The organism is Paenalcaligenes sp. DL 309 (genome assembly GCF_057475285.1).
In genome coordinates, this window is sequence record NZ_JBYBKW010000002.1 from 249788 (window position 1) to 274392 (window position 24605).

Annotated in this window: 25 protein-coding genes and 3 tRNA genes; 20 read left to right on the top strand and 8 right to left on the bottom strand. The window is 45.0% G+C overall.

The features are described 5' to 3' along the window. The first annotated feature begins 61 nt into the window (after window positions 1-61). Complete coding sequence (locus AC2UZJ_RS03855; protein WP_486948801.1) at window positions 62-1606, top strand: UbiD family decarboxylase; 1545 nt, start codon at window positions 62-64, stop codon at window positions 1604-1606. A 10-nt stretch (window positions 1607-1616) separates the two neighbouring features. On the opposite strand, the gene AC2UZJ_RS03860 is transcribed toward AC2UZJ_RS03855, so the two are convergent. From AC2UZJ_RS03860 to dacB, 5 genes are all read right to left on the bottom strand, one after another. Beyond that, on the bottom strand, window positions 1617-2039 hold the full coding sequence (locus tag AC2UZJ_RS03860; RefSeq protein ID WP_486948802.1) for a hypothetical protein: 423 nt from the start codon (window positions 2037-2039) through the stop codon (window positions 1617-1619). Further along, complete coding sequence (locus tag AC2UZJ_RS03865) at window positions 2032-2430, bottom strand: phage holin family protein (protein WP_486948803.1); 399 nt, start codon at window positions 2428-2430, stop codon at window positions 2032-2034. The genes AC2UZJ_RS03860 and AC2UZJ_RS03865 overlap by 8 nt, the downstream gene beginning before the upstream one ends. 51 nt (window positions 2431-2481) lie before the next feature. Further along, window positions 2482-2796 (bottom strand): ElaB/YgaM/YqjD family protein, encoded by a 315-nt coding sequence (locus tag AC2UZJ_RS03870; RefSeq protein WP_486948804.1) that lies wholly within the window; start codon window positions 2794-2796, stop codon window positions 2482-2484. A 99-nt stretch (window positions 2797-2895) separates the two neighbouring features. Further along, entirely contained in the window at window positions 2896-3540 is a 645-nt protein-coding gene (upp, locus tag AC2UZJ_RS03875) for a uracil phosphoribosyltransferase (RefSeq protein WP_486948805.1), read from the bottom strand. 40 nt (window positions 3541-3580) lie between these two features. Next, window positions 3581-5014, bottom strand: a complete 1434-nt coding sequence (gene dacB / locus AC2UZJ_RS03880) for a D-alanyl-D-alanine carboxypeptidase/D-alanyl-D-alanine endopeptidase (protein ID WP_486948806.1) — start codon at window positions 5012-5014, stop codon at window positions 3581-3583. 29 nt (window positions 5015-5043) lie between these two features. Here dacB and queA point away from each other — a divergent pair, with 29 nt between their 5' ends. The 10 genes from queA (at window position 5044) to lnt (ending at window position 16026) form a co-directional block, all read left to right on the top strand. Continuing rightward, window positions 5044-6090, top strand: coding sequence for a tRNA preQ1(34) S-adenosylmethionine ribosyltransferase-isomerase QueA (gene queA, locus AC2UZJ_RS03885; RefSeq protein WP_486948807.1), 1047 nt, complete (start codon window positions 5044-5046; stop codon window positions 6088-6090). Between the two features lies 1 nt (window position 6091). After that, window positions 6092-7228: a tRNA guanosine(34) transglycosylase Tgt gene (gene tgt / locus AC2UZJ_RS03890; RefSeq protein ID WP_486948808.1), complete on the top strand. Its 1137-nt coding sequence runs from the start codon at window positions 6092-6094 to the stop codon at window positions 7226-7228. A gap of 66 nt (window positions 7229-7294) precedes the next feature. Continuing rightward, on the top strand, window positions 7295-7636 hold the full coding sequence (gene yajC, locus AC2UZJ_RS03895) for a preprotein translocase subunit YajC (protein ID WP_486948809.1): 342 nt from the start codon (window positions 7295-7297) through the stop codon (window positions 7634-7636). A gap of 35 nt (window positions 7637-7671) precedes the next feature. Then, window positions 7672-9552, top strand: a complete 1881-nt coding sequence (gene secD, locus AC2UZJ_RS03900) for a protein translocase subunit SecD (protein WP_486948810.1) — start codon at window positions 7672-7674, stop codon at window positions 9550-9552. A 2-nt stretch (window positions 9553-9554) separates the two neighbouring features. After that, entirely contained in the window at window positions 9555-10499 is a 945-nt protein-coding gene (gene secF / locus AC2UZJ_RS03905) for a protein translocase subunit SecF (RefSeq protein WP_486948811.1), read from the top strand. Between the two features lie 89 nt (window positions 10500-10588). Then, window positions 10589-11971 (top strand): tRNA (N6-isopentenyl adenosine(37)-C2)-methylthiotransferase MiaB, encoded by a 1383-nt coding sequence (gene miaB, locus AC2UZJ_RS03910; RefSeq protein WP_486948812.1) that lies wholly within the window; start codon window positions 10589-10591, stop codon window positions 11969-11971. Then, on the top strand, window positions 11971-12969 hold the full coding sequence (locus tag AC2UZJ_RS03915; protein ID WP_486948813.1) for a PhoH family protein: 999 nt from the start codon (window positions 11971-11973) through the stop codon (window positions 12967-12969). Before miaB ends, AC2UZJ_RS03915 begins: the two co-directional genes overlap by 1 nt. Beyond that, window positions 12966-13463, top strand: coding sequence for an rRNA maturation RNase YbeY (gene ybeY, locus AC2UZJ_RS03920; protein ID WP_486948814.1), 498 nt, complete (start codon window positions 12966-12968; stop codon window positions 13461-13463). Before AC2UZJ_RS03915 ends, ybeY begins: the two co-directional genes overlap by 4 nt. Before the next feature lie 108 nt (window positions 13464-13571). Then, window positions 13572-14396 (top strand): CorC family transporter, encoded by an 825-nt coding sequence (locus tag AC2UZJ_RS03925; protein ID WP_486948956.1) that lies wholly within the window; start codon window positions 13572-13574, stop codon window positions 14394-14396. A 4-nt stretch (window positions 14397-14400) separates the two neighbouring features. Further along, the gene (gene lnt, locus AC2UZJ_RS03930; RefSeq protein WP_486948815.1) at window positions 14401-16026 is read left to right on the top strand and encodes an apolipoprotein N-acyltransferase; all 1626 of its coding nucleotides are present in this window, start codon (window positions 14401-14403) and stop codon (window positions 16024-16026) included. On the opposite strand, the gene AC2UZJ_RS03935 is transcribed toward lnt, so the two are convergent. Further along, window positions 15924-18041, bottom strand: coding sequence for a putative bifunctional diguanylate cyclase/phosphodiesterase (locus AC2UZJ_RS03935; RefSeq protein WP_486948816.1), 2118 nt, complete (start codon window positions 18039-18041; stop codon window positions 15924-15926). The two genes, lnt and AC2UZJ_RS03935, sit on opposite strands and share 103 nt — an antisense overlap. 308 nt (window positions 18042-18349) lie before the next feature. Between AC2UZJ_RS03935 and AC2UZJ_RS03940 the strand changes: the two genes are divergently transcribed. The 5 genes from AC2UZJ_RS03940 to AC2UZJ_RS03960 all read left to right on the top strand — a co-directional run bounded on the left by AC2UZJ_RS03940 (window position 18350) and on the right by AC2UZJ_RS03960 (window position 20740). Next, a tRNA-Ala gene (locus tag AC2UZJ_RS03940) sits at window positions 18350-18425 on the top strand. Window positions 18426-18513: 88 nt separating this feature from the next. After that, window positions 18514-18589: transfer RNA gene (locus tag AC2UZJ_RS03945), tRNA-Glu, on the top strand. Window positions 18590-18617: 28 nt separating this feature from the next. Next, window positions 18618-18694: transfer RNA gene (locus tag AC2UZJ_RS03950), tRNA-Asp, on the top strand. Between the two features lie 256 nt (window positions 18695-18950). Then, the gene (gene bioB / locus AC2UZJ_RS03955; protein WP_486948817.1) at window positions 18951-19892 is read left to right on the top strand and encodes a biotin synthase BioB; all 942 of its coding nucleotides are present in this window, start codon (window positions 18951-18953) and stop codon (window positions 19890-19892) included. After that, complete coding sequence (locus tag AC2UZJ_RS03960; RefSeq protein ID WP_486948818.1) at window positions 19880-20740, top strand: EamA family transporter; 861 nt, start codon at window positions 19880-19882, stop codon at window positions 20738-20740. The genes bioB and AC2UZJ_RS03960 overlap by 13 nt, the downstream gene beginning before the upstream one ends. Here AC2UZJ_RS03960 and AC2UZJ_RS03965 read toward each other — a convergent pair. Both AC2UZJ_RS03965 and AC2UZJ_RS03970 read right to left on the bottom strand, forming a co-directional pair. Continuing rightward, entirely contained in the window at window positions 20675-22126 is a 1452-nt protein-coding gene (locus AC2UZJ_RS03965) for an MFS transporter (RefSeq protein ID WP_486948819.1), read from the bottom strand. The genes AC2UZJ_RS03960 and AC2UZJ_RS03965 overlap by 66 nt on opposite strands. A gap of 81 nt (window positions 22127-22207) precedes the next feature. Continuing rightward, window positions 22208-22693, bottom strand: a complete 486-nt coding sequence (locus AC2UZJ_RS03970; RefSeq protein WP_486948820.1) for a redoxin family protein — start codon at window positions 22691-22693, stop codon at window positions 22208-22210. A gap of 146 nt (window positions 22694-22839) precedes the next feature. On the opposite strand from AC2UZJ_RS03970, the gene moaC reads away from it, so the two are divergent. From moaC to moaB, 4 genes are read left to right on the top strand one after another with little or no spacing between them, the layout of a single operon-like run. Continuing rightward, a complete protein-coding gene (moaC, locus tag AC2UZJ_RS03975; protein ID WP_486948821.1) occupies window positions 22840-23343 on the top strand; it encodes a cyclic pyranopterin monophosphate synthase MoaC in 504 nt (167 codons plus the stop codon). A gap of 46 nt (window positions 23344-23389) precedes the next feature. Next, window positions 23390-23644 (top strand): molybdopterin converting factor subunit 1, encoded by a 255-nt coding sequence (moaD, locus tag AC2UZJ_RS03980; protein ID WP_486948822.1) that lies wholly within the window; start codon window positions 23390-23392, stop codon window positions 23642-23644. Window positions 23645-23650: 6 nt separating this feature from the next. Further along, window positions 23651-24115, top strand: coding sequence for a molybdenum cofactor biosynthesis protein MoaE (locus AC2UZJ_RS03985; RefSeq protein ID WP_486948823.1), 465 nt, complete (start codon window positions 23651-23653; stop codon window positions 24113-24115). Beyond that, window positions 24090-24602, top strand: coding sequence for a molybdenum cofactor biosynthesis protein B (moaB, locus tag AC2UZJ_RS03990; protein ID WP_486948957.1), 513 nt, complete (start codon window positions 24090-24092; stop codon window positions 24600-24602). Before AC2UZJ_RS03985 ends, moaB begins: the two co-directional genes overlap by 26 nt. Window positions 24603-24605: the final 3 nt, after the last annotated feature.

Here is a 24605-nt window from a genome sequence, read left to right on the forward strand (position 1 = left end):
TAATGATACTGCTTTAATCGTTATAATAGTCGGTAAAGTGAAATTGGAGCTTGTTACTACTGTGAAATATCGTGATCTCAGAGATTTTATTGCCCAGCTAGAAAAAGCGGGTGAGCTAAAACGTATTACTCAGCCCATTTCTAGTCATTTAGAAATGACAGAAATTTCTTCTAGAGTACTGCATGCCGAAGGCCCGGCATTGCTTTTTGAAAATGTAACGCATTTAGGCAAGCCTGCCAAAATGCCCGTACTGGCGAATTTATTTGGTACGCCTAAACGTGTAGCGTGGGGCATGGGGGCCGAAGATGTTAGTGCCTTACGTGATGTGGGTGAATTACTCGCCACTTTACGTGAGCCAGAGCCACCTCGTGGGTTACGCGATGCTTTTTCTAAAGTGTCTATGCTGAAATCCGCGCTCTGGGATATGGCTCCTAAAAACATCAAAAAACCGGCTTGCCAAGAGATAGTTATTGAGGGCAAAGACGTTAACTTAGACGATATTCCTTTACAATATTGCTGGCCGGGCGATGCTGCTCCTTTGCTCACTTGGGGCTTAGTAATTACTAAAGGACCAGCTGCTAAACGCCAAAATCTCGGTATTTATCGTCAGCAGCAGATTGGGCACAACAAGCTTATTATGCGTTGGTTATCGCACCGTGGTGGCGCCTTAGACTTTCGTGATCATGCGCTTGCACACCCGGGTGAGCCTTTTCCCATTGCAGTGGCTTTAGGCTGTGATCCCGCCACCATCTTAGGCGCGGTCACCCCGGTACCAGACAGTCTATCTGAATATCAATTTGCCGGCCTATTGCGTGGCTCACGTACGGAACTCGCCAAAGCCATTGGTAGTGATTTATCTGTACCGGCTTATGCTGAAATTGTCTTAGAGGGGCATATATTACCGGCAAATCACCCCGATGCCATTCGCCCAGAAGTCCCTGAAGGTGTAAATCCTTTGCCCGCTTCCGATTACGAAATGGCGCTAGAAGGTCCATACGGCGATCACACAGGCTATTACAACGAGCAGGATTGGTTCCCGGTCTTTACTGTTGAACGCATAACTATGCGCGAAAACCCCATCTATCACAGCACATACACAGGTAAACCGCCTGATGAGCCTGCCGTTTTAGGTGTGGCGCTAAATGAGGTGTTTGTACCATTACTAAAGCGTCAATTGCCGGAAATTGTGGATTTCTATCTACCACCCGAAGGCTGTAGTTATAGACTAGCGGTAGTATCTATACGCAAACAATACGCCGGTCATGCCAAACGGGTGATGTTTGGCGTGTGGAGTATTTTGCGTCAGTTTATGTACACAAAGTTTATTGTGATCGTAGACGAAGACATTGATACGCGTGATTGGAAGGAGGTGGTATGGGCAATGACCACGCGCATGGACCCGGTACGTGATACCGTATTAGTGGAAAACACACCTATTGATTATTTAGACTTTGCCTCACCCGTATCCGGCCTAGGCGGCAAAATGGGGATGGACGCCACTAACAAATGGCCCGGCGAGACGAACCGTGAATGGGGTCGCGTCATTGAAATGGACGCAGAAGTCGTAAAAAGAGTGGATGATCTCTGGCAGGATTTAGGACTTTAAGATCAGGCCACTACGGCCCAATAATACGGCCACTTTGAGGCCGCTTAGCTTGAAGCAAGCGGTCTCTTTTGCGCTGCTGCATGTTTTGATAAGCACTGTATAAACGCCACGTAGTTAAGGCAAGAGCACCTAATCGCCATTTCTTTTTACCCACTACCGTACTTGCCACCGCCGAAGCCCCTGACAGTAATAAGGGGTAGCGTTGGCTAAAAGAGAGAACAAAATCTATCCAACCGCCTGCTTTGGATGAGCCAAAATGTGAGCCAAAACCACGCGTAACCTGCCCTTTAAGGAGGGCTAAAATATTTTCTGGCTGTACAGAAGCCCCAATTTGACGGCTAATAAAGCACAACTCCTGACGTTCCACTGCAGCGCGAGCTCGTAGAAGTTCTATGCGAACTTGGCGTTCAACTTTATTATTTACTCTACTCATGCCCAGGTCCTTTTTTATCATCAGAGCGCAAGCTATCTAGCATTTGGATATCACGCCCTAACTCTTCCAGCGTAGCGGAGAAAGGCATAGGCCCCTTACTGAGCTTATTGGCAATGCTGATAAACATAATGGCACCCAAGCCTCCATAAAAAATAATCAAAGCGCCTATAGCCCAGTAGCGGTACTCAGTAGGCCAAAAAATAAGGGCTATGAGTAAACTAAACACTAAGAGCGCTAAGGTGGAAAACAACAGAGCACCAAACAATAAAGCTAATAGCTTAAGTAAACTTGCTTTTTGCTCACCTGCTTCTAGTGCAAACAACTCCAAACGTGTACGAACTATAGAAATAGCCGTAATGCTTAAAGCCCCCACTCGTTGCCTTAATGACATAGTCATGCCCTTATTTCTTATTTTATGGTTTTACGGTTTTACGGTTTTGTCTTATTTGCGACTTACAAGCATACCAAATAACAGTCCCACAATACCGGCTACGCCAATAGCCTGCCATGGGTTGTCATGCACATAATGATCAGTAGCTTTAGCCGCTTGACGGCTACTTTCAACAATTGCCTCTTGAGTGTCTTGTAGGGTTTCACGCGTTTGACGCAAAGAGCGCATGGCAGCCTCGCGCATTTCTGTGGCTTTGTCACCAGTAGCTTCAGCGGCATCACGCATTAAGCGCTCGGCTTCATCTAGGCTGCTGCGTACTTCTTTCATGAAATCTTCGTCGCGTTGTACATTTTTCTTTGTAGCCATGGTTAATCTCCTTGATTAAAAAACAAACTTCTTACGTCAATGCTACCTGATTTTTACATTTTGCGTCTGTTAGCAGCAGCAAAATTTGTAAAAAAATTACTATTGAAGCTCAACTTTCTGCCGGGTGCCAAAGATACGATCGCCCGCATCACCTAAGCCTGGCACAATATACCCTTGTTCATCTAAGTGATTATCCACCGATGCAGTATATAACTCCACATCAGGATGTGCATCTTGCAAGGCTTTTATGCCTTCAGGGGCTGCCACCAGTACTAAGGCACGTATGGTTTTGCATCCCGCTTTTTTTAGTAAATCAATGGTAGCAATCATAGAACCACCCGTAGCCAGCATAGGGTCAATTATCAAAGCAAACCGCTGATCTAACTCTCCTACTAAACGCTCTAAATAGGTTTGTGCCTCGAAGGTTTCTTCGTCGCGAGCAATCCCTATAACAGAAACCTTGGCTCCAGGTATTAAGCTTAAGACCCCATCTAGCATACCAATTCCTGCACGCAAAATGGGGACCACTGTAACTTTTTTACCGGCAATTTTTTCTACATCTACCTCACCACACCAACCTTCAATCACCGTAGGCTCTAGGGGCAAATCTTTAGTGGCTTCATAGGTTAATAAAGCCGCAATCTCTTGGGACATTTCACGGAAATTCTTGGTACTTAAATCAGCTCGTCGCATGAGACCAATTTTATGACGGATTAAGGGGTGTTTTATTTCATGTATCGCCATGTTTATGCTCTTTTCTTTGAATTTTGTTTAATTTTCACTACTACTGCTCTGCAATCCATTTTACCAAGGCATCATCAAAAGGACGCACGGCAGCTGTGTTTTCACCATTGACCATGGTAACCATAATATAACGCTTACCACTGGCGCCTAACACATAGCCCGCCAAGGCGCGCGCATCACGCAAAGTACCGGTTTTTAGATGAGCGCGGCCTTGCACCTCATCGTCTCGTAAGCGTCTACGTACGGTACCATCCACTCCCGCTATGGCTAAGGAAGACATAAACTCAGGCATATAATTAGATTGCCAAATCACGTCGAGCATCTGTGCCATACCCCCGGCAGTCACTCTAGCTACTCTAGACAAGCCAGAGCCATTATCTATACGCCAACCACTGGTGTTTACACCTTGTGATTGAAGGATCCGCATAGCGGCGTTTTCACTGCTGGCTGTGGTGGCTCCTTTACCATTAATCTGATTACCTAAACGCAGTAATAATAAAGTGGCCATCACATTATTACTTTGCTTATTAATCACACGGATTTGATCAGCCAAGGGACGAGAATCATGCCACACCAAAGCTTCTGCTCCTCTAGGCACTGCGCCCGTACTAATCCCATGCGCCAGCGTACCGCCTAGCTCTTTCCAAATCATTTTGAATACGCTGTCAAAAAAGGCTTGTTGGCCGGTAGTAAGCCTATACACACTAAATTCACCGCAAGAACCAGCAGCGGTACCTGAAGCCTGTACTGTTATTCCACCGGGGGTGTTTTGAATACGAGTAGCCACTGCAGGAGATCCTGGACAGCGTTGATCACTCCAACTCACATTGTTCTCTACACGCATGCCGGCAATGGGAGGATCCACAAAGCTAATCCATTGTTTGTTTTTTGCGTCGGGTTGAAACACTAAACGTGATGCGCCAAAGCCCACCATCATGGCATCAGGACTGGCATTATAAGGACGATCCCCTGCTCCATCAAAAGCATAGGTGTCGGTAGTAATATTGCCAAATACCGAGCGGTCTATGACTACTTCACTGAGGTTTTTAATGCCTCGCATACGTACATCACGCAGTAAACTCCACAAGTCTGATACGGAGAAAAAAGGATCTCCGGCCGCATCTATATATAAAGAGCCTTGTAATGTCCCCTGGGCATCGATTTTTGCGTGAGCTTGGGTGTACACTGTAGTACGCCATATATGCTCAGGGCCTAAACCTGACAGCCCAGCCCATGTGGTAACCATTTTCATAACAGAGGCTGGATTGCGAGGAGTGTTGGCGTTATGTTCAAATAATATCGGACCCTCCACCTCTTTAACTATTACCGATAACGCATTTTCGGGTAGACGGGTATTTTTCCAGGCCTGCTGTAATTCAGTGGGCAAAGGCTGCGCCAAAAGCGGCAAGCTTATAAGGTATAACCCAAGCACAACGGCTGTTTTCTGCCATAACGTTTTAACAGCAACTCGCATACTGACTCCCAAAATTCCAAAATTAACGTATGAATTTAGCTCTTTCTTTATTTGATTATCACTTACCTGATGCGCTTATTGCGCAACACCCAACGCAAGAGCGTACTGGCAGCCGTTTATTGTACCTAGATAATAGTGGTAATTTCTACGATAAAACGTTTACCGACTTCCCTGACTTCATAGATGCCGGTGATTTACTTGTGTTTAATAATACCCAAGTCATTAAAGCCCGTTTACAGGGTCAAAAAAACACGGGTGGTAAAGTTGAAGTACTTATAGAGCGGGTGCTTGATGAACACCATGCGTTGGCTCATATACGCGCCAGCAAAGCACCCAAACCAAATACTGAGCTACTCTTTGCCGCAGGGGCGTTGCGGCTTACCGTTACTGGACGTGATGACGCCCTCTTTTATGTGCGATTTGACCAGCCTGCATTAGAAGCCTTAGAGTTCTATGGGGAACTGCCTTTACCACCTTATATAACTCATGCCGCTGAGCAAGCAGACGAAGAGCGCTATCAAACCGTGTATGCCCAGCATCCCGGCGCGGTAGCTGCTCCTACTGCGGGTTTACACTTTGATGAAAAAACGCTCAAGACCCTTGAAAACAAAGGGGTAAATACCGCTTTTGTTACTCTGCATGTGGGGGCGGGCACTTTTCAGCCAGTGCGCGTGGATAATATTGCCGATCATCAAATGCATGCAGAACGTTACACTGTGCCTGCGCGTACCTTAGCCTTAATACAAAAAACCAAAGCCGCTGGGAAACGCGTGATTGCTATTGGCACCACCAGCGTACGAGCCTTAGAATCGGCAGCACAACCAGAAAAAACACAAAGCGTGATCTTAGCCAATGGCGATATTAGTGGTGATACGCGTATCTTTATTACGCCAGGTTATAAATTTCACTCTATTGACGCTTTACTTACTAACTTTCATCTGCCCCAATCCACGTTACTGATGCTGGTTTCCGCCTTAGCGGGCATGGATCCCATACGTGCTGCGTATGCGCATGCGGTACAAGAAAAATATCGGTTTTTTAGTTATGGCGATGCCATGTTTATAGATAAAAAATAATATGACTGGACTTAATTTTGAATTACTCGCCACAGACGGCAAGGCCCGTCGTGGTGCTATCACCTTGAATCACGGTGTGGTGCAAACGCCTATTTTTATGCCAGTGGGTACGCACGGTAGTGTGAAATCCATGCTACCTCATGAGTTGGAAGACATGGATGCACAAATTATTTTGGGTAATACCTTTCATTTGTGGCTACGTCCTGGCACGGAAATTATGGAACTGCATGGTGGATTGCACGGTTTTATGGGTTGGGATAAACCCATTCTGACCGACTCCGGTGGTTTCCAAGTCTTTAGCCTCAAAGGTATACGTAAAATAACTGAAGAGGGGGTGACCTTTGTTTCTCCCATTAATGGCGATAGACTTTTTTTAACGCCTGAGGAGTCCATGCGTATTCAACGTGCCTTAAACTCAGACATTGCGATGGTATTTGACGAGTGCACACCCTATTTAATTGATGAGCGGCCAGCCAACCATGAAGAAGCGGCTAAATCCATGCGCATGTCCATGCGCTGGGCAAAGCGCTCACGTACGGCTTTTAAAGAGTCTGAAAACCCCAATGCCCTATTTGGCATTGTGCAAGGTGGTATGTACGAAGACTTACGCGATGAGTCAGTAGCCGCTCTCGCAGACATTGGCTTTGAAGGCTATGCCATAGGCGGCCTATCTGTAGGTGAACCCAAAGAAGACATGCTGCGCATCATGCAACACACCACGCCACAACTACCAGAAAATGCCCCACGCTATTTAATGGGCGTAGGCACCCCCGAAGACTTGGTTGAGGGTGTGGCCAACGGTATTGATATGTTTGACTGTGTTATGCCCACGCGTAATGCACGCAATGGCTGGTTATTTACCCGCTTTGGTGATGTGAAAATTCGTAATGCGCGCTATAAAGAAGATACTAAAGCACTAGACCCCAGTTGCAGCTGTCATACTTGTCAGAATTTCAGCCGCTCTTATCTGCATCATCTGCAGCGCGCTAATGAAATCACCGGTGCTAGGCTAAACACCTTGCATAACTTACACTTTTACTTGCAAATTATGCAAGAAATGCGTGATGCTATTGCTGCAGGCACTTTTAAGCAATGGCAGGCTCAATTTGCACAAGATCGTGCCCGTGGCATCGATTAGGCATTACAATAGCCCCTTTAATTTCACTATTACTCATTATTTCTCACTCTTTGTGGAGCAATTATTATGACTCTAACTGACATCCTCAGCGTGCTTCCTGCTCAAATGGAAGGTGGCCAAAGCACGCTCATGAATATGCTACCCATCATTTTAATGTTTGTGATTCTCTACTTTTTGATGATTCGTCCGCAGATGAAACGCCAAAAAGAACACCGTAACCTCGTGGCAAACCTAGCTAAGGGGGATGAGGTCATTACGGGCGGTGGCATTTTAGGTAAAATCTCCAAAGTCAGCGATAACTACATCACCTTAGAGGTGGCTGATTTAGCTGATAAACCAGTAGAAATGCTCGTACAGCGTCAAGCTGTTAGCTCTGTATTGCCTAAAGGCACCATTAAAACTCTATAATTGGCTTAGGCACGAGTACCGTTGCCACTGAAATTATGAACCGTTACCCTCTCTGGAAATACCTTATTGTATTGGCCGCCCTAATTATTGGGGTGATCTATACCATACCAAACCTATTTGGTGAGTCGCCTGCCGTACAAGTGGCTAGCGCTAAATCCATTGTAAAAGTTGATTTAGCCACACTTAAACGTGTGGAAGACACCTTAAGTCGCCATAATATAGAGATGACGGGGACTTATTTCGAGCAAAACGGCCCGGCTGGCACGGTACGTATACGCTTTGACTCCACTGACACCCAAATCAAAGCCAAAGACCTCTTAGAAAAAGAGTTTAATCCGGACGCAGACAACCCGGATTACACCGTAGCGCTTAACCTGATGTCCGCCACTCCTGCTTGGCTCACAAGCATAGGCGCTAAGCCTATGCATCTAGGTTTGGATTTACGCGGTGGGGTGCACTTCTTGTTGCAAGTAGATATGCAAGGCGCTTTAGAAGGGCGCTATGAATCCTTAGCTTCAGAGGTACGCACCGTACTACGTGAAGGTGATTTACGTGCTAAAAACATTGAGCGTGAAGGTGAATCCGTAGTGATGAGCTTTGAAAACGCAGCGGCTCTTAGTGAGGCTCAAACGCGTTTACGCCGCCAAATCCCAGACCTACTATTCACCCCTGTAAGTGGTTCTGACACTGAGTTACGTGCCGTATTGTCAGAGGCCTCCATACAGCAAGCTCAAGCTCACGCCTTGCGCCAAAACATCACCACCCTACACAACCGTATTAACGAGCTAGGCGTGGCCGAACCCATTATTCAACAACAGGGCGCCGATCGCATTGTGGTGCAGTTGCCTGGGGTGCAAGACGTGGCCAAGGCCAAAGAAATTTTAGGCCGTACTGCCACTCTAGAAATTCGACTAGTAGATGACTCCCCTTCCGCTATTTCTGCGCTCTCGGCCGGTAGAGTGCCTTTTGGCCTAGAGCGCTATGAAGACCGGGATGGGCAAGCGTTATTATTACGTCGTCAAGTTATTTTGACAGGTGAGAATCTTAAAGATGCACAACCTGGCCGCGATAGCCAAACGCAGCAACCCACGGTAAACCTCACCCTAGATAATAAAGGCGCTCGTATTTTCCGCGATGTAACGCGCAACAACATCAACAAACGCATGGCCATTGTATTGTTTGAAAAAGGAAAAGGCGAAGTGGTTACCGCTCCTGTGATCCGCTCGGAGATCCCCGGTGGCCAAGTGCAAATTTCTGGCAGCATGGGCGTACAAGAGGCCGCCGATGTCTCACTACTGTTACGTGCTGGTTCCTTGGCGGCGCCCATGGAAATTGTAGAGGAGCGCACCATTGGTCCTAGCCTAGGTGCCGAAAACATCAAACAAGGCTTTAACTCCACTTTGTATGGTTTTATTGCCTTAGCCATTTTCATCGTGGTGTATTACCACCTATTTGGCATATTCTCTACTTTAGGTCTCACCTTTAATATTGTGCTGCTACTCGCGGTATTATCCATGCTGCAAGCCACACTTACCTTGCCAGGTATAGCCGCCTTAGCGCTGGCTTTAGGGATGGCCATTGACGCTAACGTGCTTATCAATGAGCGTATACGTGAAGAAATGCGTAATGGTCTCAGCCCCCAGCAAGCGATCCATACCGGTTTTGAGCGTGCATGGGCCACTATTTTTGACTCCAATATCACCAGTTTAATTGTAGGCATAACCTTGTTGGCCTTTGGTTCTGGGCCAGTCCGTGGCTTTGCTGTAGTGCATACCATCGGCATACTTACCTCTATGTTCTCCTCTGTAGTGGGTGTACGAGCTTTAGTTAACCTGTGGTATGGCCGTCGTCATCGTCTACAGTCTATTTCCATCGGGCAAGTCTGGAAACCCACTGACTCCAACAAGGCAGATTAATCATGGAATTTTTTCGTATTGCGCGCAGCATTCCCTTCATGCGCCATGTCAAATTGCTTAATATTATTAGCTTTTTGGCCTTTATTGCTGCTGTTTTTTTTATTGCCACTCGCGGCTTTAATCTTTCCATCGAATACACCGGCGGTACGGTCATGGAAGTGCATTATCAACAGGCCGCAGAAATTGAAGAAATTCGTGATGCCCTTTCTGAATTAGGCTATCAAGACTTCCAAGTGCAAAGTTTTGGTACGTCTCAAGATGTACTCATTCGTTTACCCGCTACCAACACCAATGACACTACCGCACAAAGTGAGCTGGTTTTAGCCGGTCTGCAAGCCCAACAGCCCGATGTGGAATTACGTAGAGTAGAGTTCGTAGGACCTCAAATCGGTGAAGAGTTGGTTACCAACGGTCTGCTGGCGCTGCTCTTTGTAGTCATAGGCATTATGGTGTATTTGGCCTTCCGTTTTGAATGGAAACTAGCCATCGCTTGTGCTGTAGCTAACTTACACGACGTGGTCATCATCTTAGGTTTCTTTGCCCTCTTTCAATGGGAATTCACCCTCGCCGTCCTAGCTGGCGTCTTAGCAGTATTAGGCTATTCTGTAAACGAATCCGTAGTTGTGATGGATCGTATTCGTGAAAACTTCCGTAAGCAACGCCGTACAGACGTTAAAGAAATTATTGATCTGTCCATCACACAGAACATTTCTCGCACCGTTATTACGCATGGCTCCACCCAGATCATGGTGCTGTCTATGTTGTTTTTTGGTGGTCCTACGCTGCATTACTTTGCTCTAGCCCTTACTATTGGTATCTGGTTTGGTATTTACTCTTCGGTTTTCGTGGCTTCAGGTATTTCTTTAGGCTTAGGTTTGAAACGTGAAGACCTCATTCCAAAAGTAGTAAGTAAAGACGATGATCCTGCTGCAGAAATTTTAGATTGATCTGATTTTTACATTTTTTGTATTTCTTATATTTTTTATACCTCCCATTTTTTAGCCCTCGGGGTAAACACCCGTTTCGGCCATTTATTATGCAAAATCAAAACGAACCCACTGTAAAACCGCGCGCACGCAAATTATTTATTCGCACCTTTGGCTGCCAAATGAATGAGTACGACTCTCAAAAAATGACGGATGTGCTCAATCAAAGTGGTCCTATTGAAATCACCACTACACCTGATGATGCGGATATTATTCTCTTTAACACCTGTTCTGTACGCGAAAAAGCGCAAGAAAAAGTCTTTTCAGACTTAGGCCGAGTACGCCACCTTAAAGAGCAAAATCCAAACCTCGTGATTGGGGTTGGTGGCTGTGTGGCTAGCCAAGAAGGTAAAACCATTATTGAGCGTGCGCCTTATGTGGACGTGGTGTTTGGCCCTCAAACGTTGCATCGCTTACCTGAACTTATCGTGGAGCGTAAAAAACGCGGTAGAGCCCAAGTTGACATCAGTTTTCCAGAAATTGAAAAATTTGACAATTTGCCGCCAGCTCGTGTGGAAGGCCCTTCCGCTTTTGTTTCTATTATGGAAGGCTGCAGCAAATACTGTAGTTTCTGTGTGGTGCCTTACACGCGTGGGATGGAAATCTCACGCCCCTTTGAAGATGTACTCATTGAAGTGGCAGACCTAGCAGATCAAGGTGTCAAAGAAATCACCTTATTAGGCCAAAACGTGAATGCTTACCGTGGCCCTATGCCCGATTCGGACGAAATTGCTGACTTTGCTATGTTGCTAGAATACGTGCACGAAATCCCGGGCGTTGAGCGCATTCGTTATACCACCTCACATCCTAAAGAGATGACCACTCGCCTCATAGAAGCGCATGGCAAACTACCTAAATTGGTGCCGTTTCTACACTTACCTGTGCAAGCCGGTAGCGATAATGTACTCAATGCAATGAAGCGTGGCTATACCACTCTAGAATTTAAGTCTATTGTGCGCAGATTGCGTGCCGCGCGTCCTGGCTTAACTCTATCTTCAGATTTTATTGTGGGCTTTCCTGGTGAAACCGAAGCAGATTTTGAAAAAACCATGCAGCTTATTCGGGATGTAGGTTTTGATACTTCATTCTCCTTTGTGTATTCACGCCGTCCTGGTACACCTGCAGCAGACTTAAGTGATGAAGTCAGTAAAGAAGAGAAATTTGACCGTCTCTATCGTTTGCAGGCCTTAGTTAACGAACAAGCAGATAAAATTGCTCAAGACATGATTGGTACCGAACAAATGGTACTGGTAGAGCGTTTATCTAGACGAGACGATACTGAAATTATGGGCCGCACAGAAAATAACCGCATTGTTAACTTTCCCGGTAACGCCCGATTAATAGGTCAAATGGCCAAAGTACGTATTACTGAGGCGCTTACCAACACCTTACGAGGTGAAATGGTTATTACTGACCAAGTGAGTAGTGCTTAATGACAGAAAAAAAACAAACCATACATCTGGAGGGGGATAACACCCATTTAGCCAATTTCTGCGGCCCTCTAGATGAAAACCTTCGCCAAATTGCGGTCGCTTATGATGTGCAGCTACGGCGCCGTGGTGAGCATGTGATTATAGAAGGCGAAAACGCCTCCTATGCTGCGGACGCCGTGCGTTGGTTTCATAGCCGATCGGTACATAAAGCCTTAAGTATTGATGATATACAGCTAGGTTTGGTGGAGTTACGTGCCCAAGAAAAACCACTGAAATCGGCCTCTACTATTAAAGACTTCAGTAAAGAATACGTACCTGTAGCCCCTGTACTGAATGAGGGTGAACTCAACTTGCGTACCCGCAGAAGTGATTTACGCCCGCGCACACCGCGTCAACGCGATTACCTAAGCCAGATCCTTAGCCATGACGTTACCTTCGGCATAGGCCCTGCTGGCACAGGAAAAACCTTCTTAGCAGTGGCTTGTGCCATTGATGCCTTAGAGCGTGAAGCAGTACAACGCATTGTATTAACCCGCCCAGCCGTAGAAGCTGGCGAACGTTTGGGTTTTTTGCCTGGCGATCTCAGCCAAAAAGTTGATCCTTACTTACGCCCTTTATATGACGCACTTTATGATCTTATGGGCTTTGAGAAGGTGCAGCGTTTATTTGAAAAACAAGTGATTGAAATCGCTCCTTTAGCTTATATGCGTGGCCGCACCCTAAATCACTCATTTATCATCTTAGATGAAGCGCAAAACACCACAGCCTCCCAAATGAAAATGTTTTTAACGCGTATGGGTTTTGGCAGTAAGGCTGTTATTACCGGGGATCCTTCACAGGTAGATTTACCCAATGGCCACAAAAGTGGGCTGATGCATGCCGTCTCTATACTTAAAGGTGTTAAAGGTATTGCCCTCACCCAACTCACCAGCAAAGATGTGGTGCGTCACCCCTTAGTGGGCCGTATTGTAGAAGCCTATGAGGAGCATGAGCAGTGAACGCTCTGGCACCCCTCCCCCTCTTAGAACTATCCATACAGTACGAAGCCGCTCACCCTGAGCTAAATAAGCAACAGTTGCAGCTTTGGGTGCAAACGGCCTTAACAGAGGCGATGGCCGTTTATACCGAAGAAAATTTGCCGCTACCTTTCCAAAAAGTAGTTTTTGTTTTGCGATTTTGTCATGAAGAAGAAGCAAAAAGCTTAAACACTCAATATAGACAAAAAGATTATGCCACTAATGTCTTAACGTTTGAATACGGCATTGACGAGCAAGGCACGCTTAGCAGTGATATTATAATTTGTACCCCCGTAGTAGAAAAAGAGGCAGCGGCACAGCAAAAGCCTTTTTTACATCATGCAGCGCATTTATGCGTACATGGTGTATTACATGCTTTAGGCTATGATCACCTAGCCGAAGAGGATGCCGAAGAGATGGAAAGTTTAGAGATTGAGACTTTACAACTACTCCATATTCCTAATCCTTATAATTAATCTCTATACTATAATTAACTACTTTTATTAATTTCCTCCCCTTAGGGCATGTCAGAAAATAATTCTCCCGAACCCGAACCGCGAAGTAAGAAACGTGCATCTACTTTTATGCGTTTTTTTCAGCGCCGCACTGAACCTACAGACCGCGAAGACATCAAAGCAATCTTAGAAGCGGCCTTAGAGCGTAATGTCATAGACCAAGACGCCTACACCATGATCGTAGGCGCCTTAGACGTGGCCAGTAAAACAGTATCCGATATTATGGTACCGCGCTCAAAAATGGATTTGCTAGATATCAACAGACCCCTTTCTGAGATGCTGCCCTTTATCATCGAAACCGGGCGCTCACGCTTTCCCGTTTACGAAGATGACCGGGATAATATCATTGGCATTTTACTTGCCAAAGACCTGCTTTTGTCCATCGCCAATCCGAATATAGATCTGCGCCCTTTGGTTCGTCCTGCTGTTTTTATTCCCGAAACCAAAAAACTCAACATTCTGCTGCGTGATTTTCGCAGTAGCCGCAATCATATTGCCGTGGTCATTAACGAGCACGGCGGTACCGCTGGGCTTATCAGCATGGAAGACGTATTAGAGCAAATTGTGGGTGATATAGAAGATGAATACGATGAGGAAGGCGCGCAAACCATATTCCAAGCGGGCGATAACAGCTGGCGAGTTATGGCAATCACTGAAATTAGCGCCTTTAATGAAGCCTTTGGCACGCATCTATCGGATGATGAATACGACACCATCGGCGGCTGGCTAGCCTCCGAAATGGGCCAAATCCCTAAACGGGGTGATACTACCACCATTCAAGGCATAGACATTACCGTAGTACGCGCAGACGCTAAGCGTGCTTTATGGCTGCATGTGCAGCGCGAAAGCACCTTAACCGTTTCTCCTCCAGCTAATAACGATAGCCATAATTAATACCGTGACTGTACGCTTTCGTCCTCCCGCTTATGTGCCGTTGTTTATTGCTGGTCTTATTCATGCGTTAAGCTTTGCGCCGGGTTTTTTGCCGGCCATTGTACTAAGCTTTATGCAGTTATTGAGCTTAACGGCTCTGTTTTATTACAGTTTAAAGAGCCAAACCACTAAAGAAGCTCTAGGCGGTACGTGGTTATTTGGAATTGCCAGTTTTAGTTTAGGTGTGTATTGGCTATACATCAGCATGCATACCTATGGTGGTATGGCACCCGTGCTAGCCGCTTTAGCCGTCTTTTTGTTTAGTGGGGTAATGGCGTTGTACTACGTTATCGCTATTGCCATTATGCGCTTTACTATACGGCGGCCCACACCTTTAAACTGGACCCAACAATTGGCTGCTATAGTGATTATAGCCAGCGCGTGGACTTTGCTTGAATGGGTACGAGGCACCTTTTTAACAGGCTTCCCCTGGTTAAATATTGCTTATGCGCATGTAGATGGTATGTTTGTGGGTTGGGCCCCGCTATTTGGGGCGTATGGCATGAGTTGGTTTGCCGCTTTTACCGCCGCGGCCTTAGCCTTATTTGCTCTCAACACCAGCCCCAGCGCTCCCAAAAACTACAGCTTTCCGCTAGGGATTGCTGTGATTTTTGCAGCAGCAGGCATTGTGCTCGGAGGGGTCACCTGGCATAGCCCCCATGAAGCCCCCTTTTATGTACGCTTAACTCAAGGCAACGTGGATCAAAATCTAAAATTTGATCCACAACGTCTACAAGACGGTGTGGAGCTTTATAAAAAACTTGCGGCCTTAGAAGCCAAGACGCCTGAATCTACTCCTGATCTTATTATTTTGCCTGAAACCATTGTGCCGCTATTTCAACATCAATGGCAACCGGAGTTTTGGCAAGAATGGATTGATATAGCTGCCACCCAAGATGCTACCTTACTCCTAGGCGCCCCTCTATATGCCCAAAAAGGCGAACAATCCGCTTACACCAACAGTGCTTTCACCATAGATGCACAAAGCTCTCCTATCGCCATTCAGAAATTACAAATGGCGCAGCGCTACGATAAACACCATCTAGTGCCTTTTGGTGAGTTTATACCGCCGGGCTTTAAATGGTTTATTGATTTACTACAAATTCCGTTAGGTGATTTTGATCGTGGACAAACTCGGCAACCTAACTTTGCTATTAATTCACAGCTCATAGGCCCAGATATTTGTTATGAAGATGTGTTTGGGGAAGAAATCATCCAAAGCGTACGTGATCATGACGAGCACGGTGCAGGCGCCACCATACTGGTAAACATCAGCAATCTAGCTTGGTTTGGCGATACTTGGGCGTTAGACCAACATTTACAAATTGCTCGCATGCGCAGCATAGAAACCGCTCGTCCTATGCTAAGAGCCACCAATACAGGGGCTACGGCGGCTATTTTCCCTAATGGTGAGATACAAGCTCTTTTACCGAGCCATAGCGTAGGTGTATTGGATGTGGAAGTACAAGGTGCAACTGGACTCACACCTTATGTACGTTGGGGCAATTGGCCAGTGCTGCTTTGGTCTTTGGTGTGCTTAATCCTAGCAAGCTGGTGTTTACGTTCCTCAATCCATAAAACTAAGTCTTGAGCGGGTACGGGCTTGCTGTACAAATAACCCTGCCCCAAGGTACAGCCGGCTTCTAAAAGTAATTTCTCTTGCTCTGTACCTTCTACCCCTTCTGCTATTACCGCTAGACCGAGTTTCTGTGCCATCATAATCATGGCTTCACACAAGGCTAAATCCTCGGAAGCCGGTGCTAAATTACGCACAAAGGATTGATCTATTTTAATGTAATCAATGGGATAACGTTTTAAATAGGTTAGGGAAGAAAAACCGGTTCCAAAATCATCTAAAGCAATTAACATACCTGCCTCGCGTAACTGTTTAAGATTTTGAATAACTATGGGATTTTCTTCTAAAAGTAAACGTTCTGTGATTTCAATCACCACAGACGAAGGTACTAAACCTGCCTCTTTAATAATAGCCACCCATTTTTCTACATCCAAACCATTGCCAAACTGTATCGGGGAAACATTCACACTAAGCTGGTAATTATAGCCTTGGGCTCGCCACGCTTTGGCTTGCTGTACAGCAGCATAAAATACCCATTCCCCAATCTCTACAATCAGCCCTGAGTCTTCAGCAAAGGGAATATATTCAGAAGGTGGCACTAAACCTAATTCGGGATGCTCCCAACGTATTAAGGCTTCCAGTTTGCGTAACACCCCCGTACGCATATCAATAATGGGCTGGTAGTACAAAATAAATTGATCTTCGGCTAAAGCGGTTTTTAAGTTTTCCGAAAAAGTCATGTGCGCCTGAATGGCTTCACTCATAGCAGGTAAGAAAAAACAGAATTGATTACGTCCACATTCTTTGGCGGCATACATTGCCATGTCGGCATTTTTTAATAACTCTCCAGCATCTTTAGCATCTTCGGGATACATAGTAACGCCTATACTTGCCGACACATTCGCCACATGCTCGCCTAACAAATAAGGCTGCGCCATTTTAAGAAGAACTTGCTCACAAATACGCTCTACTACGGCCTTATCCGGTACATCAGAGACGATGATTGTAAACTCATCACCACCTACTCTGGCCACGGTATCTGTCTCACGCACACACGACAATAAACGTGTAGAAACCTCTTTTAAAAGTTGATCGCCTACAGCATGCCCTAAGGTGTCATTCACATCTTTAAATAAATCCAAGTCTAAAAATATCAAGGCCACTTCTGTTTTTTGCTTATCAGCCTCTTTCATCGCTTGCTGTAAGCGATCCTGAAACATCTGACGATTAGGCAAACCTGTTAAGTGATCATGATTTGCCTGACGCCAAATCAATTCCTCACGTGCCTTATACTGTGTAATATCAAAAAACAATCCAATACGTCTGTACACTGAACCGTCTTCGTTATAGCAAGTGCTAATATTTAAACGCTCTGCATACTCTTTACCATCTTTACGCTTATTCCAAATATCGCCTTGCCAACGCCCCGTTTCATTTAGCTCTCGCCACATTTTTTTGTAAAATTCACGATCATGGCGGCCTGAAGATAATAAATTGATAGAGCGCCCTACTACCTCAGCACGTTGATACCCTGTAATAGCCATAAAAGCAGGGTTCACATCCACCACAACCCCTCTTTCATCAGTCACAGCAATGGCCTCACAGCTATTCTCATAGACTAAATCAGCCACTTTACTGGAGCGCTCATTACGTTTGCGTTCGCTTATATCTAAAACAAATAAGGCAAAAGCATCTTCTGAGCCATAACGTGTTTGCATTAAACATAGCTCTACATCACGTATAAAACCACTGTAATGCAATAACCGGCTTTCTATAAGCTGCTCGTTTAAAGTTTCGTCGATTTCAAAAGCAGCTAAATGCTCATATAAATGGGGTAATAAAGTTTCTATATCAGTAAGCGCTAAAATTTTTGCGCGCTCATAACCACTCATCTGGGCTAACTGGCGATTTACAAAGGTAAAGGTTTTATTTTGAATAATACCAATGCCAATTAAGGCATTATTGGCCAAACTTAAAAACAATTGATTTTTACTGCCAGAACGCGCTTTATCTTTGGGTAGGCTAGACATTTAACTCTCTAATCGGCTGATACCTGATACTTGTTGTAATAAAACAACATTCTATGTAAATATTTTAAATATAGATGCATTTTTTAATGTTTAACGCTATACTTATCAAGTTGCTTAAAGAGTAAGCAGTTATCACACAGTTAAAAATCATTATATAATGATTTTGCTACTGATAATTACTTTTCGTAAACAAGATGCTTTATTTAAAAAAATATTAGTTATTTATAAATAAAGACTTGCACAAAGTTAAAATTTAGTGCATAATCTTAATTCTTCGTTGTAGAGACTAAGCTTTAGTCAAAACAAATGGGGGTATAGCTCAGCTGGGAGAGCGCTTGCATGGCATGCAAGAGGTCAGCGGTTCGATCCCGCTTACCTCCACCAAAATGAAGAAAAGCAATAAATAAAATTACTTGACAGTTTAAAAAAAACATCATATAATTTTATTTTAGCTACAAAGAAGTACTACTAGGTCCCCATCGTCTAGAGGCCTAGGACACTGCCCTTTCACGGCGGCAACCGGGGTTCGAATCCCCGTGGGGACGCCAACACTTCAGTGTTGAGCACATACTACCAGGAGTGGTAGTTCAGTTGGTTAGAATACCGGCCTGTCACGCCGGGGGTCGCGGGTTCGAGTCCCGTCCACTCCGCCAAGAATTTTAAAAGCCTGATAATAATAAATTATCAGGCTTTTTTTGTGTTTATTGGAAGTAAACTAAAATCAAATATGTAACTATGTAAAACAGTAAACTCCCTGAAAATCCTCTATCTTCGTTTAAACTCTGTCAAAACTCTTATAAGTCCGCACTTTTTACAATTCTTACATATATCTTCATATAATCCATTTGGGCAATTTAAGCTACCCAATTATATTTATGTCTTTGTATTTCAATTGTATTAGGCATAAATATGCAAGCACAACCGTGGACCGTAGAGAAAATTGAAGCTCTTTATGCGCTTCCTTTAATGGATTTATTATGGCAAGCGCAGCAAGTACATCGTGAACACCATAAAAGCAACGATATTCAACTATCTAGCTTATTATCTATTAAAACGGGTGGCTGCCCAGAAGATTGCAGCTATTGCCCACAATCTTCCAAATACACTACAGCGGTAGAAAACGAACAGCTTTTAGATAAAGCCACCGTTTTAGCCGCCGCTAAGCAAGCCAAAGCGCATGGCGCACAACGTTTTTGCATGGGAGCGGCTTGGCGCTCACCCACGGAAAAACAAATAGACCTAGTGATTGATTTGGTAAAGGCTGTAAAAGCCGAAGGCATGGAAACCTGCGTTACCTTAGGTATGCTCAAAAACGGTCAAGCTCAGCGTCTACAAGAAGCGGGTTTGGATTACTACAACCACAACCTAGATACTGCAGAGGATTTCTACCCAAAAATTATTAGTACCCGCAGCTATCAAGACCGTTTAGATACCTTAGATCGCGTACACGAGGCTGGATTAAAAAGCTGTGTGGGTGGCATCATCGGTTTAGGAGAAAGTCGTCAGCAACGTGCACAGCTTATCGCTCAGCTGGCCAACCGTAACCCTTACCCCGAATCCGTGCCTATTAATAAGCTTGTTAAAGTGGCGGGCACCCCCATGGCAGAGAACGAAGACATTGACGACTTTGAGTTTATACGTACGATCGCCATCGCGCGTATCACCATGCCTACTACGGCAGTACGTTTATCTGCCGGGCGTAGCTCTTTAAGTGATAGCGCTCAAACCTTATGTTTCATGGCCGGCGCGAACTCCATTTTTTATGGTGACCAACTACTTACTACGGAAAACCCCCAATTTACCGCTGATCAACAGCTTTTTGAGCGCTTAGGCATTGCATGTGGACATTAATTATTAGCATTAGCTGTAGTGTGGCGGTTTCTATTTTATTAAAAATAGCTCGCAGTAAACACATTGATGTGACTCAAGCCATTGCTTTTAACTATGTGATGGCCGGCGCGTTAACCGTTGTTTTGCTGCGCCCTGATCCTATGAGCCTACTTAACCCCAGTACGCCTTATTGGGTGGTACTAGCCTTAGGAGTCTTACTTCCAAGTATTTTTTTAGTGATGGCTAAAGCCGTGCAGCAAGCCGGTATTGTATTGAGTGACGCAGCGCAACGTCTCTCTTTAGTTATCCCCTTAATTGCAGCTGTAATTATCTTTGGAGAAACCATACAGGGCAGTAAGCTACTTGGTGTAACGCTGGGGCTCAGCGCTCTCATTTGTTTGAGCGTTGGCAGTCAAAAGCAAAAAACCAATTCCACTGCTACCCCCCAAACCGCACTACACCCTTTCAGCTGGTTATTAGGCGTTTGGTTAGGGTTTGGTGTTATAGATGTCCTCTTTAAACAACTTTCTAAAAGTGGAGCAGGCTTTAGTAGCAGTCTGCTCGTAACTTTTATACTCGCAGGTACTTTGTTATTTTCTTGGTTATTACTTCGAGGCACACAGTGGCAGCAGCGCAGTATTTTTGCCGGTTTATTTCTGGGGTTATTGAATTTTGGGAATATTTATTTTTATATACGCGCCCACCAGCAGTTCCCTGAAAACCCCACGTTAGTATTTTCTACTATGAATATCGGGGTCATCACCTTAGGAACTTTGGTAGGCGCTGGCTTTTTTAAAGAAAAACTAAACAGGTTTAGTATTTTGGGGATAGCGTTGGCCCTCAGTGCCATCATCGCTTTGATCCCCTGAGGGCTCAATAATGGTGTCAGCCACATTTATAATAGGTGGCTGCCCTTGCGCTTTTTTCTTTTCATTATCGGTCTGAGCGTCCGCCTCCGCATCTGCCTCCACAAAGCTACTATCCTCCTCGTCTTCAATAATAGGATCGTGGGAGATATCACTACTAATATCAATACGCGGATCTAGGGCAGCAGCAGCTGCTGAGGTTTGCATACTAGGCATGGGTACAAATTCAGTAGGAGCATCTTGACTGAGGTGATCGCCTTTTACGACTTTCGGTCTGATAAGCAGCACAAGAACACCACCACATACTGCCACAAATATAAAGTAAAAATCCGCCCCCAAGTGCTCCATCATCACGCCCACTGCTAGTGGTCCAATACAAGCACCTAAGCCATACACCATGTATAAAATAGCACTTAAACCCACTCGTCTATCGGGATCTACGTTGTCGTTAGCAAAAGCCGCTCCCAGCGGGTACAAAGTAAATTGCAGCACCCCAAAACCTGCTGAAAACACCAATAACCACGTATAATTAAAATCTATCCAACCCATTAAAGGCAATGCCAACAGCAATAACAAGATCGCATTCACTCGTATAGTAATCACACGTCCAATACGGTCTGCTATCCAGCCTATAGGCCACTGCGCTAACACCCCAGCTGCTACGGAGATAGCCACATACATCGCTACCTGATCACTGCTTAAATTTGCCCGTATCCCATACACCGGGGCCAAAGCATAAAAGGCACCGGTAACCATACCTGCGATTAAAAGCACTAGCAATGATAAGGGCACGCGCTCTAAATAATACTTCGCATTAATGGGAGCAGGTACCTGTAAAGCCGGGTGTAAACGACGTGTTAAGGCTACAGGCACTAAACTCATCACCGAGCAAATGGCCACGAACACCAAGGGCTCATAATTCATATCTGGAAAATAAGTTAGTACGACTTGCCCTAATACCGTACCTAAACTCGTCATTACCATATAAAAAGCAAAAACCGTGCCGCGTTTTTCGTTATCGGTTTGCTCATTTAACCAACTTTCTATACTAATAAACTGCGTCACCATCGCAGCGCCAGCAATAAAACGTAGCACCAACCACAACCATAAGTTATCCACCATAATCTGGATAAGAATAGCCACTGTCACAAAGGCGGCACTAGCGGCATAGGCCCGTATATGGCCTATACCCAAAATCAGTTTATGCCCCATACGAGCACCAAACACCAAGCCTAAATAAAACACGGCTAACAAGCCCCCTACCCAAACCTCTGAAACGGAAAGTTGGGTCAGGCGTAAGCCCATGTAGGTATTAAATAAACCAGAGCCTGTTAATAAAACTAAGGTGGCTAGATATAAAGAAAAAAAGGCGCCAATTGCGTTAAACATGGGGAATAAGAAATAATAGAGTGGCGGGAGCAGTTTCTCATCGCCCGCAAAGACGATGAGTTACGACATTTTTATTTTTTACTAGATTTGATTTAGTAAGGTCTTAGCATCGCTAGTTTTAAGTGCACCATCAGCATCTATGTTGAGCTGCTTAACCACACCATCTTCTACATAAGCCGATACGCGCTGTGCGCGTACCCCTAAGCCTTTTTCACTGAGATCAAACTCCAAGCCCAGCTTTTTAGTCCACTCAGCACTACCGTCAGCTAGCATACGCATTTTGCCATTGATCTGCTTATCACGTGACCAAGCTTCCATCACAAACATATCATTTACGGCCACGCACCAAACCTCGTCTACTCCTTTGGCTTTAAAAGCTTCTACGTTTTCTAAAAAACCGGGTAAATGATTTTCAGTGCATGCAGGCGTAAAAGCTCCTGGCACCATAAAAAAGACAATCTTCTTGCCTTTAGCTAGATCATTTACCTCATGCATTTGTGGCTCTTCACCTGTGCGCAGCTCAGCTAAAGTAGCGTTTGGAAGGGTATCACCAATTTTTATAGACATAATCACTCCAGTTAACAGTGTTAAAACATTAAGAGTTTAAAGGGGTTCCTCCATACTATATGATTAAAGGCTCAAGCGACAATGAGATGGCTATAATAGATCGTTAATTTCGTTACTATTATTTAATATCTAATAATGAGTGAGCAATGAGCTTTAAAAGCACGAATTCTGACCTAACCCTTACCCACTTAGATGAAAGCGGCCAAGTCCGCATGGTGGATGTAAGCCATAAAAACCGCACAACTAGAGAAGCGATAGCACGCAGTAGCGTAAGCCTAAGCGCTGACGCTTTTTCCCTGCTCACCGCTCAAGACAATGCCAAAGGCGAGGTACTTAATACTGCCCGTATTGCTGCTATACAAGCCGCTAAACGCTGTGCTGAATTCATTCCCCTTTGCCACACCTTGGCCTTAGACTTTGTGGGTGTAGAATTTGAATTAGACTCTAATACGCATAGGGTACATATTCAAACCACTTGCCGCTGCTCCTATACTACAGGGGTAGAAATGGAAACCATGATGGCTGCTAGCGTGGCCGCCTTAACCATTTACGATATGTGTAAAGCTGCTGATAAAGGCATTGTGATTGAAAATACACGTTTGGTGCGTAAATCCGGAGGTAAATCTGGCACTTGGGAAGCGAAGTCCTAAAAATAAACCATCTATAGATACACCGATCTACACACGAGGAAACAGCATGTCTACCGCAACAATTACGGTTTTATATTTTGCTCAAGTGGCAGAAATCACGCAAAAACGTCAAGAACAATGGGATCTGCCTAAGGCTACTGCAGTAAAGGTTTGGCTCAAAGAGGTAGTAGCACGCTACCCTGCCCTCGCCCCTATGCAAGAACGCCTAAAAGTAGCGGTTAATCAATACCACGTCAATCATGATGCCATCATAAACTCAGGTGATGAAGTGGCTTTATTTGAACCCGTCACAGGAGGTTAGATAACCATGGTTATTGTTCAAGAGCACGATTTTAACGTGGCTGAGCTTATTGCAGATTTGCACAAAAAAGACGCTGGTCATAACGGCGCTATACTCAGCTTTATTGGCTATGTGCGTGATTTCAATCCTAAAGCACCTACTGATACGCTATTTTTAGAGCATTATCCCGGGATGTGTGAACGTGAAATTACCGATCTATGTGAATACGCAAAAGAACGGTGGGACATTTTGAGTTACTGTGTGGTGCATCGCGTAGGTGAACTACATTTAGGTGAGCAAATCGTTTTTGTAGGCGTGAGCAGCGTACATAGGGGTGATGCTTTTGATGCGGGTGAATACATTATTGATGCCTTAAAAACACGAGCCCCTTTTTGGAAACGCGAAAAGCTTCAAAATGGTGAAAAATTCTGGGTGCAGCAACGCGATAGCGATGCCGCCAAAACAGCTGAATGGGAAAAAAACAATGGCTAGCTTAAAATGTGCCGTATTAACTATTTCCAATAGCCGCACAGCGGCCGATGACACGTCTGGCAATTACTTGGTGGATCAACTCCAACGCGATGGCCACCAATGCCTAGAACGTACTGTAATGCCGGCTAATATTTATAAGATTCGGCAAATTATTAGCCAATGGATAGTAGATGAAAACATTCAAGTCATTATCACAAATGGCGGTACTGGCTTTGGGCCTGAAAAAAACACCATTGCCGCCATAGAGCCTTTATTTGATCAAACCGTCAAAGGCTTTGGTGAGCTCTTTAGACAGTTATCATTTGAAGATATAGGCAGCTCGTCTATTCAGTCTGACGCCACCGCGGGCTTAGCCAATAACACGGTTATTTTCAGCATTCCAGGCTCCACCAATGCCTGCCGTTTAGCTTGGGCCCGTATTATTCGCGAGCAGTTGGACAAAGACCACAAGCCCTGTAATTTTGCCAATCACTGCGCTACTAAATAACGA

What these genes read in the sequence shown, in the direction of transcription:
- AC2UZJ_RS03860 (WP_486948802.1), bottom strand. Translation starts at nt 2,039, where the DNA reads ATGAGTAGAGTAAATAATAAAGTTGAACGCCAAGTTCGCATAGAACTT.
- AC2UZJ_RS03960 (WP_486948818.1), top strand. Translation starts at nt 19,880, where the DNA reads ATGTGGACATTAATTATTAGCATTAGCTGTAGTGTGGCGGTTTCTATT.
- secF (WP_486948811.1), top strand. Translation starts at nt 9,555, where the DNA reads ATGGAATTTTTTCGTATTGCGCGCAGCATTCCCTTCATGCGCCATGTC.
- secD (WP_486948810.1), top strand. Translation starts at nt 7,672, where the DNA reads ATGAACCGTTACCCTCTCTGGAAATACCTTATTGTATTGGCCGCCCTA.
- AC2UZJ_RS03925 (WP_486948956.1), top strand. Translation starts at nt 13,572, where the DNA reads ATGCGTTTTTTTCAGCGCCGCACTGAACCTACAGACCGCGAAGACATC.
- AC2UZJ_RS03870 (WP_486948804.1), bottom strand. Translation starts at nt 2,796, where the DNA reads ATGGCTACAAAGAAAAATGTACAACGCGACGAAGATTTCATGAAAGAA.
- AC2UZJ_RS03970 (WP_486948820.1), bottom strand. Translation starts at nt 22,693, where the DNA reads ATGTCTATAAAAATTGGTGATACCCTTCCAAACGCTACTTTAGCTGAG.
- AC2UZJ_RS03965 (WP_486948819.1), bottom strand. Translation starts at nt 22,126, where the DNA reads ATGTTTAACGCAATTGGCGCCTTTTTTTCTTTATATCTAGCCACCTTA.
- AC2UZJ_RS03935 (WP_486948816.1), bottom strand. Translation starts at nt 18,041, where the DNA reads ATGTCTAGCCTACCCAAAGATAAAGCGCGTTCTGGCAGTAAAAATCAA.
- dacB (WP_486948806.1), bottom strand. Translation starts at nt 5,014, where the DNA reads ATGCGAGTTGCTGTTAAAACGTTATGGCAGAAAACAGCCGTTGTGCTT.
- AC2UZJ_RS03985 (WP_486948823.1), top strand. Translation starts at nt 23,651, where the DNA reads ATGGTTATTGTTCAAGAGCACGATTTTAACGTGGCTGAGCTTATTGCA.
- moaC (WP_486948821.1), top strand. Translation starts at nt 22,840, where the DNA reads ATGAGCTTTAAAAGCACGAATTCTGACCTAACCCTTACCCACTTAGAT.
- AC2UZJ_RS03915 (WP_486948813.1), top strand. Translation starts at nt 11,971, where the DNA reads ATGACAGAAAAAAAACAAACCATACATCTGGAGGGGGATAACACCCAT.
- moaD (WP_486948822.1), top strand. Translation starts at nt 23,390, where the DNA reads ATGTCTACCGCAACAATTACGGTTTTATATTTTGCTCAAGTGGCAGAA.
- bioB (WP_486948817.1), top strand. Translation starts at nt 18,951, where the DNA reads ATGCAAGCACAACCGTGGACCGTAGAGAAAATTGAAGCTCTTTATGCG.
- miaB (WP_486948812.1), top strand. Translation starts at nt 10,589, where the DNA reads ATGCAAAATCAAAACGAACCCACTGTAAAACCGCGCGCACGCAAATTA.
- queA (WP_486948807.1), top strand. Translation starts at nt 5,044, where the DNA reads ATGAATTTAGCTCTTTCTTTATTTGATTATCACTTACCTGATGCGCTT.
- yajC (WP_486948809.1), top strand. Translation starts at nt 7,295, where the DNA reads ATGACTCTAACTGACATCCTCAGCGTGCTTCCTGCTCAAATGGAAGGT.
- tgt (WP_486948808.1), top strand. Translation starts at nt 6,092, where the DNA reads ATGACTGGACTTAATTTTGAATTACTCGCCACAGACGGCAAGGCCCGT.
- upp (WP_486948805.1), bottom strand. Translation starts at nt 3,540, where the DNA reads ATGGCGATACATGAAATAAAACACCCCTTAATCCGTCATAAAATTGGT.
- AC2UZJ_RS03865 (WP_486948803.1), bottom strand. Translation starts at nt 2,430, where the DNA reads ATGTCATTAAGGCAACGAGTGGGGGCTTTAAGCATTACGGCTATTTCT.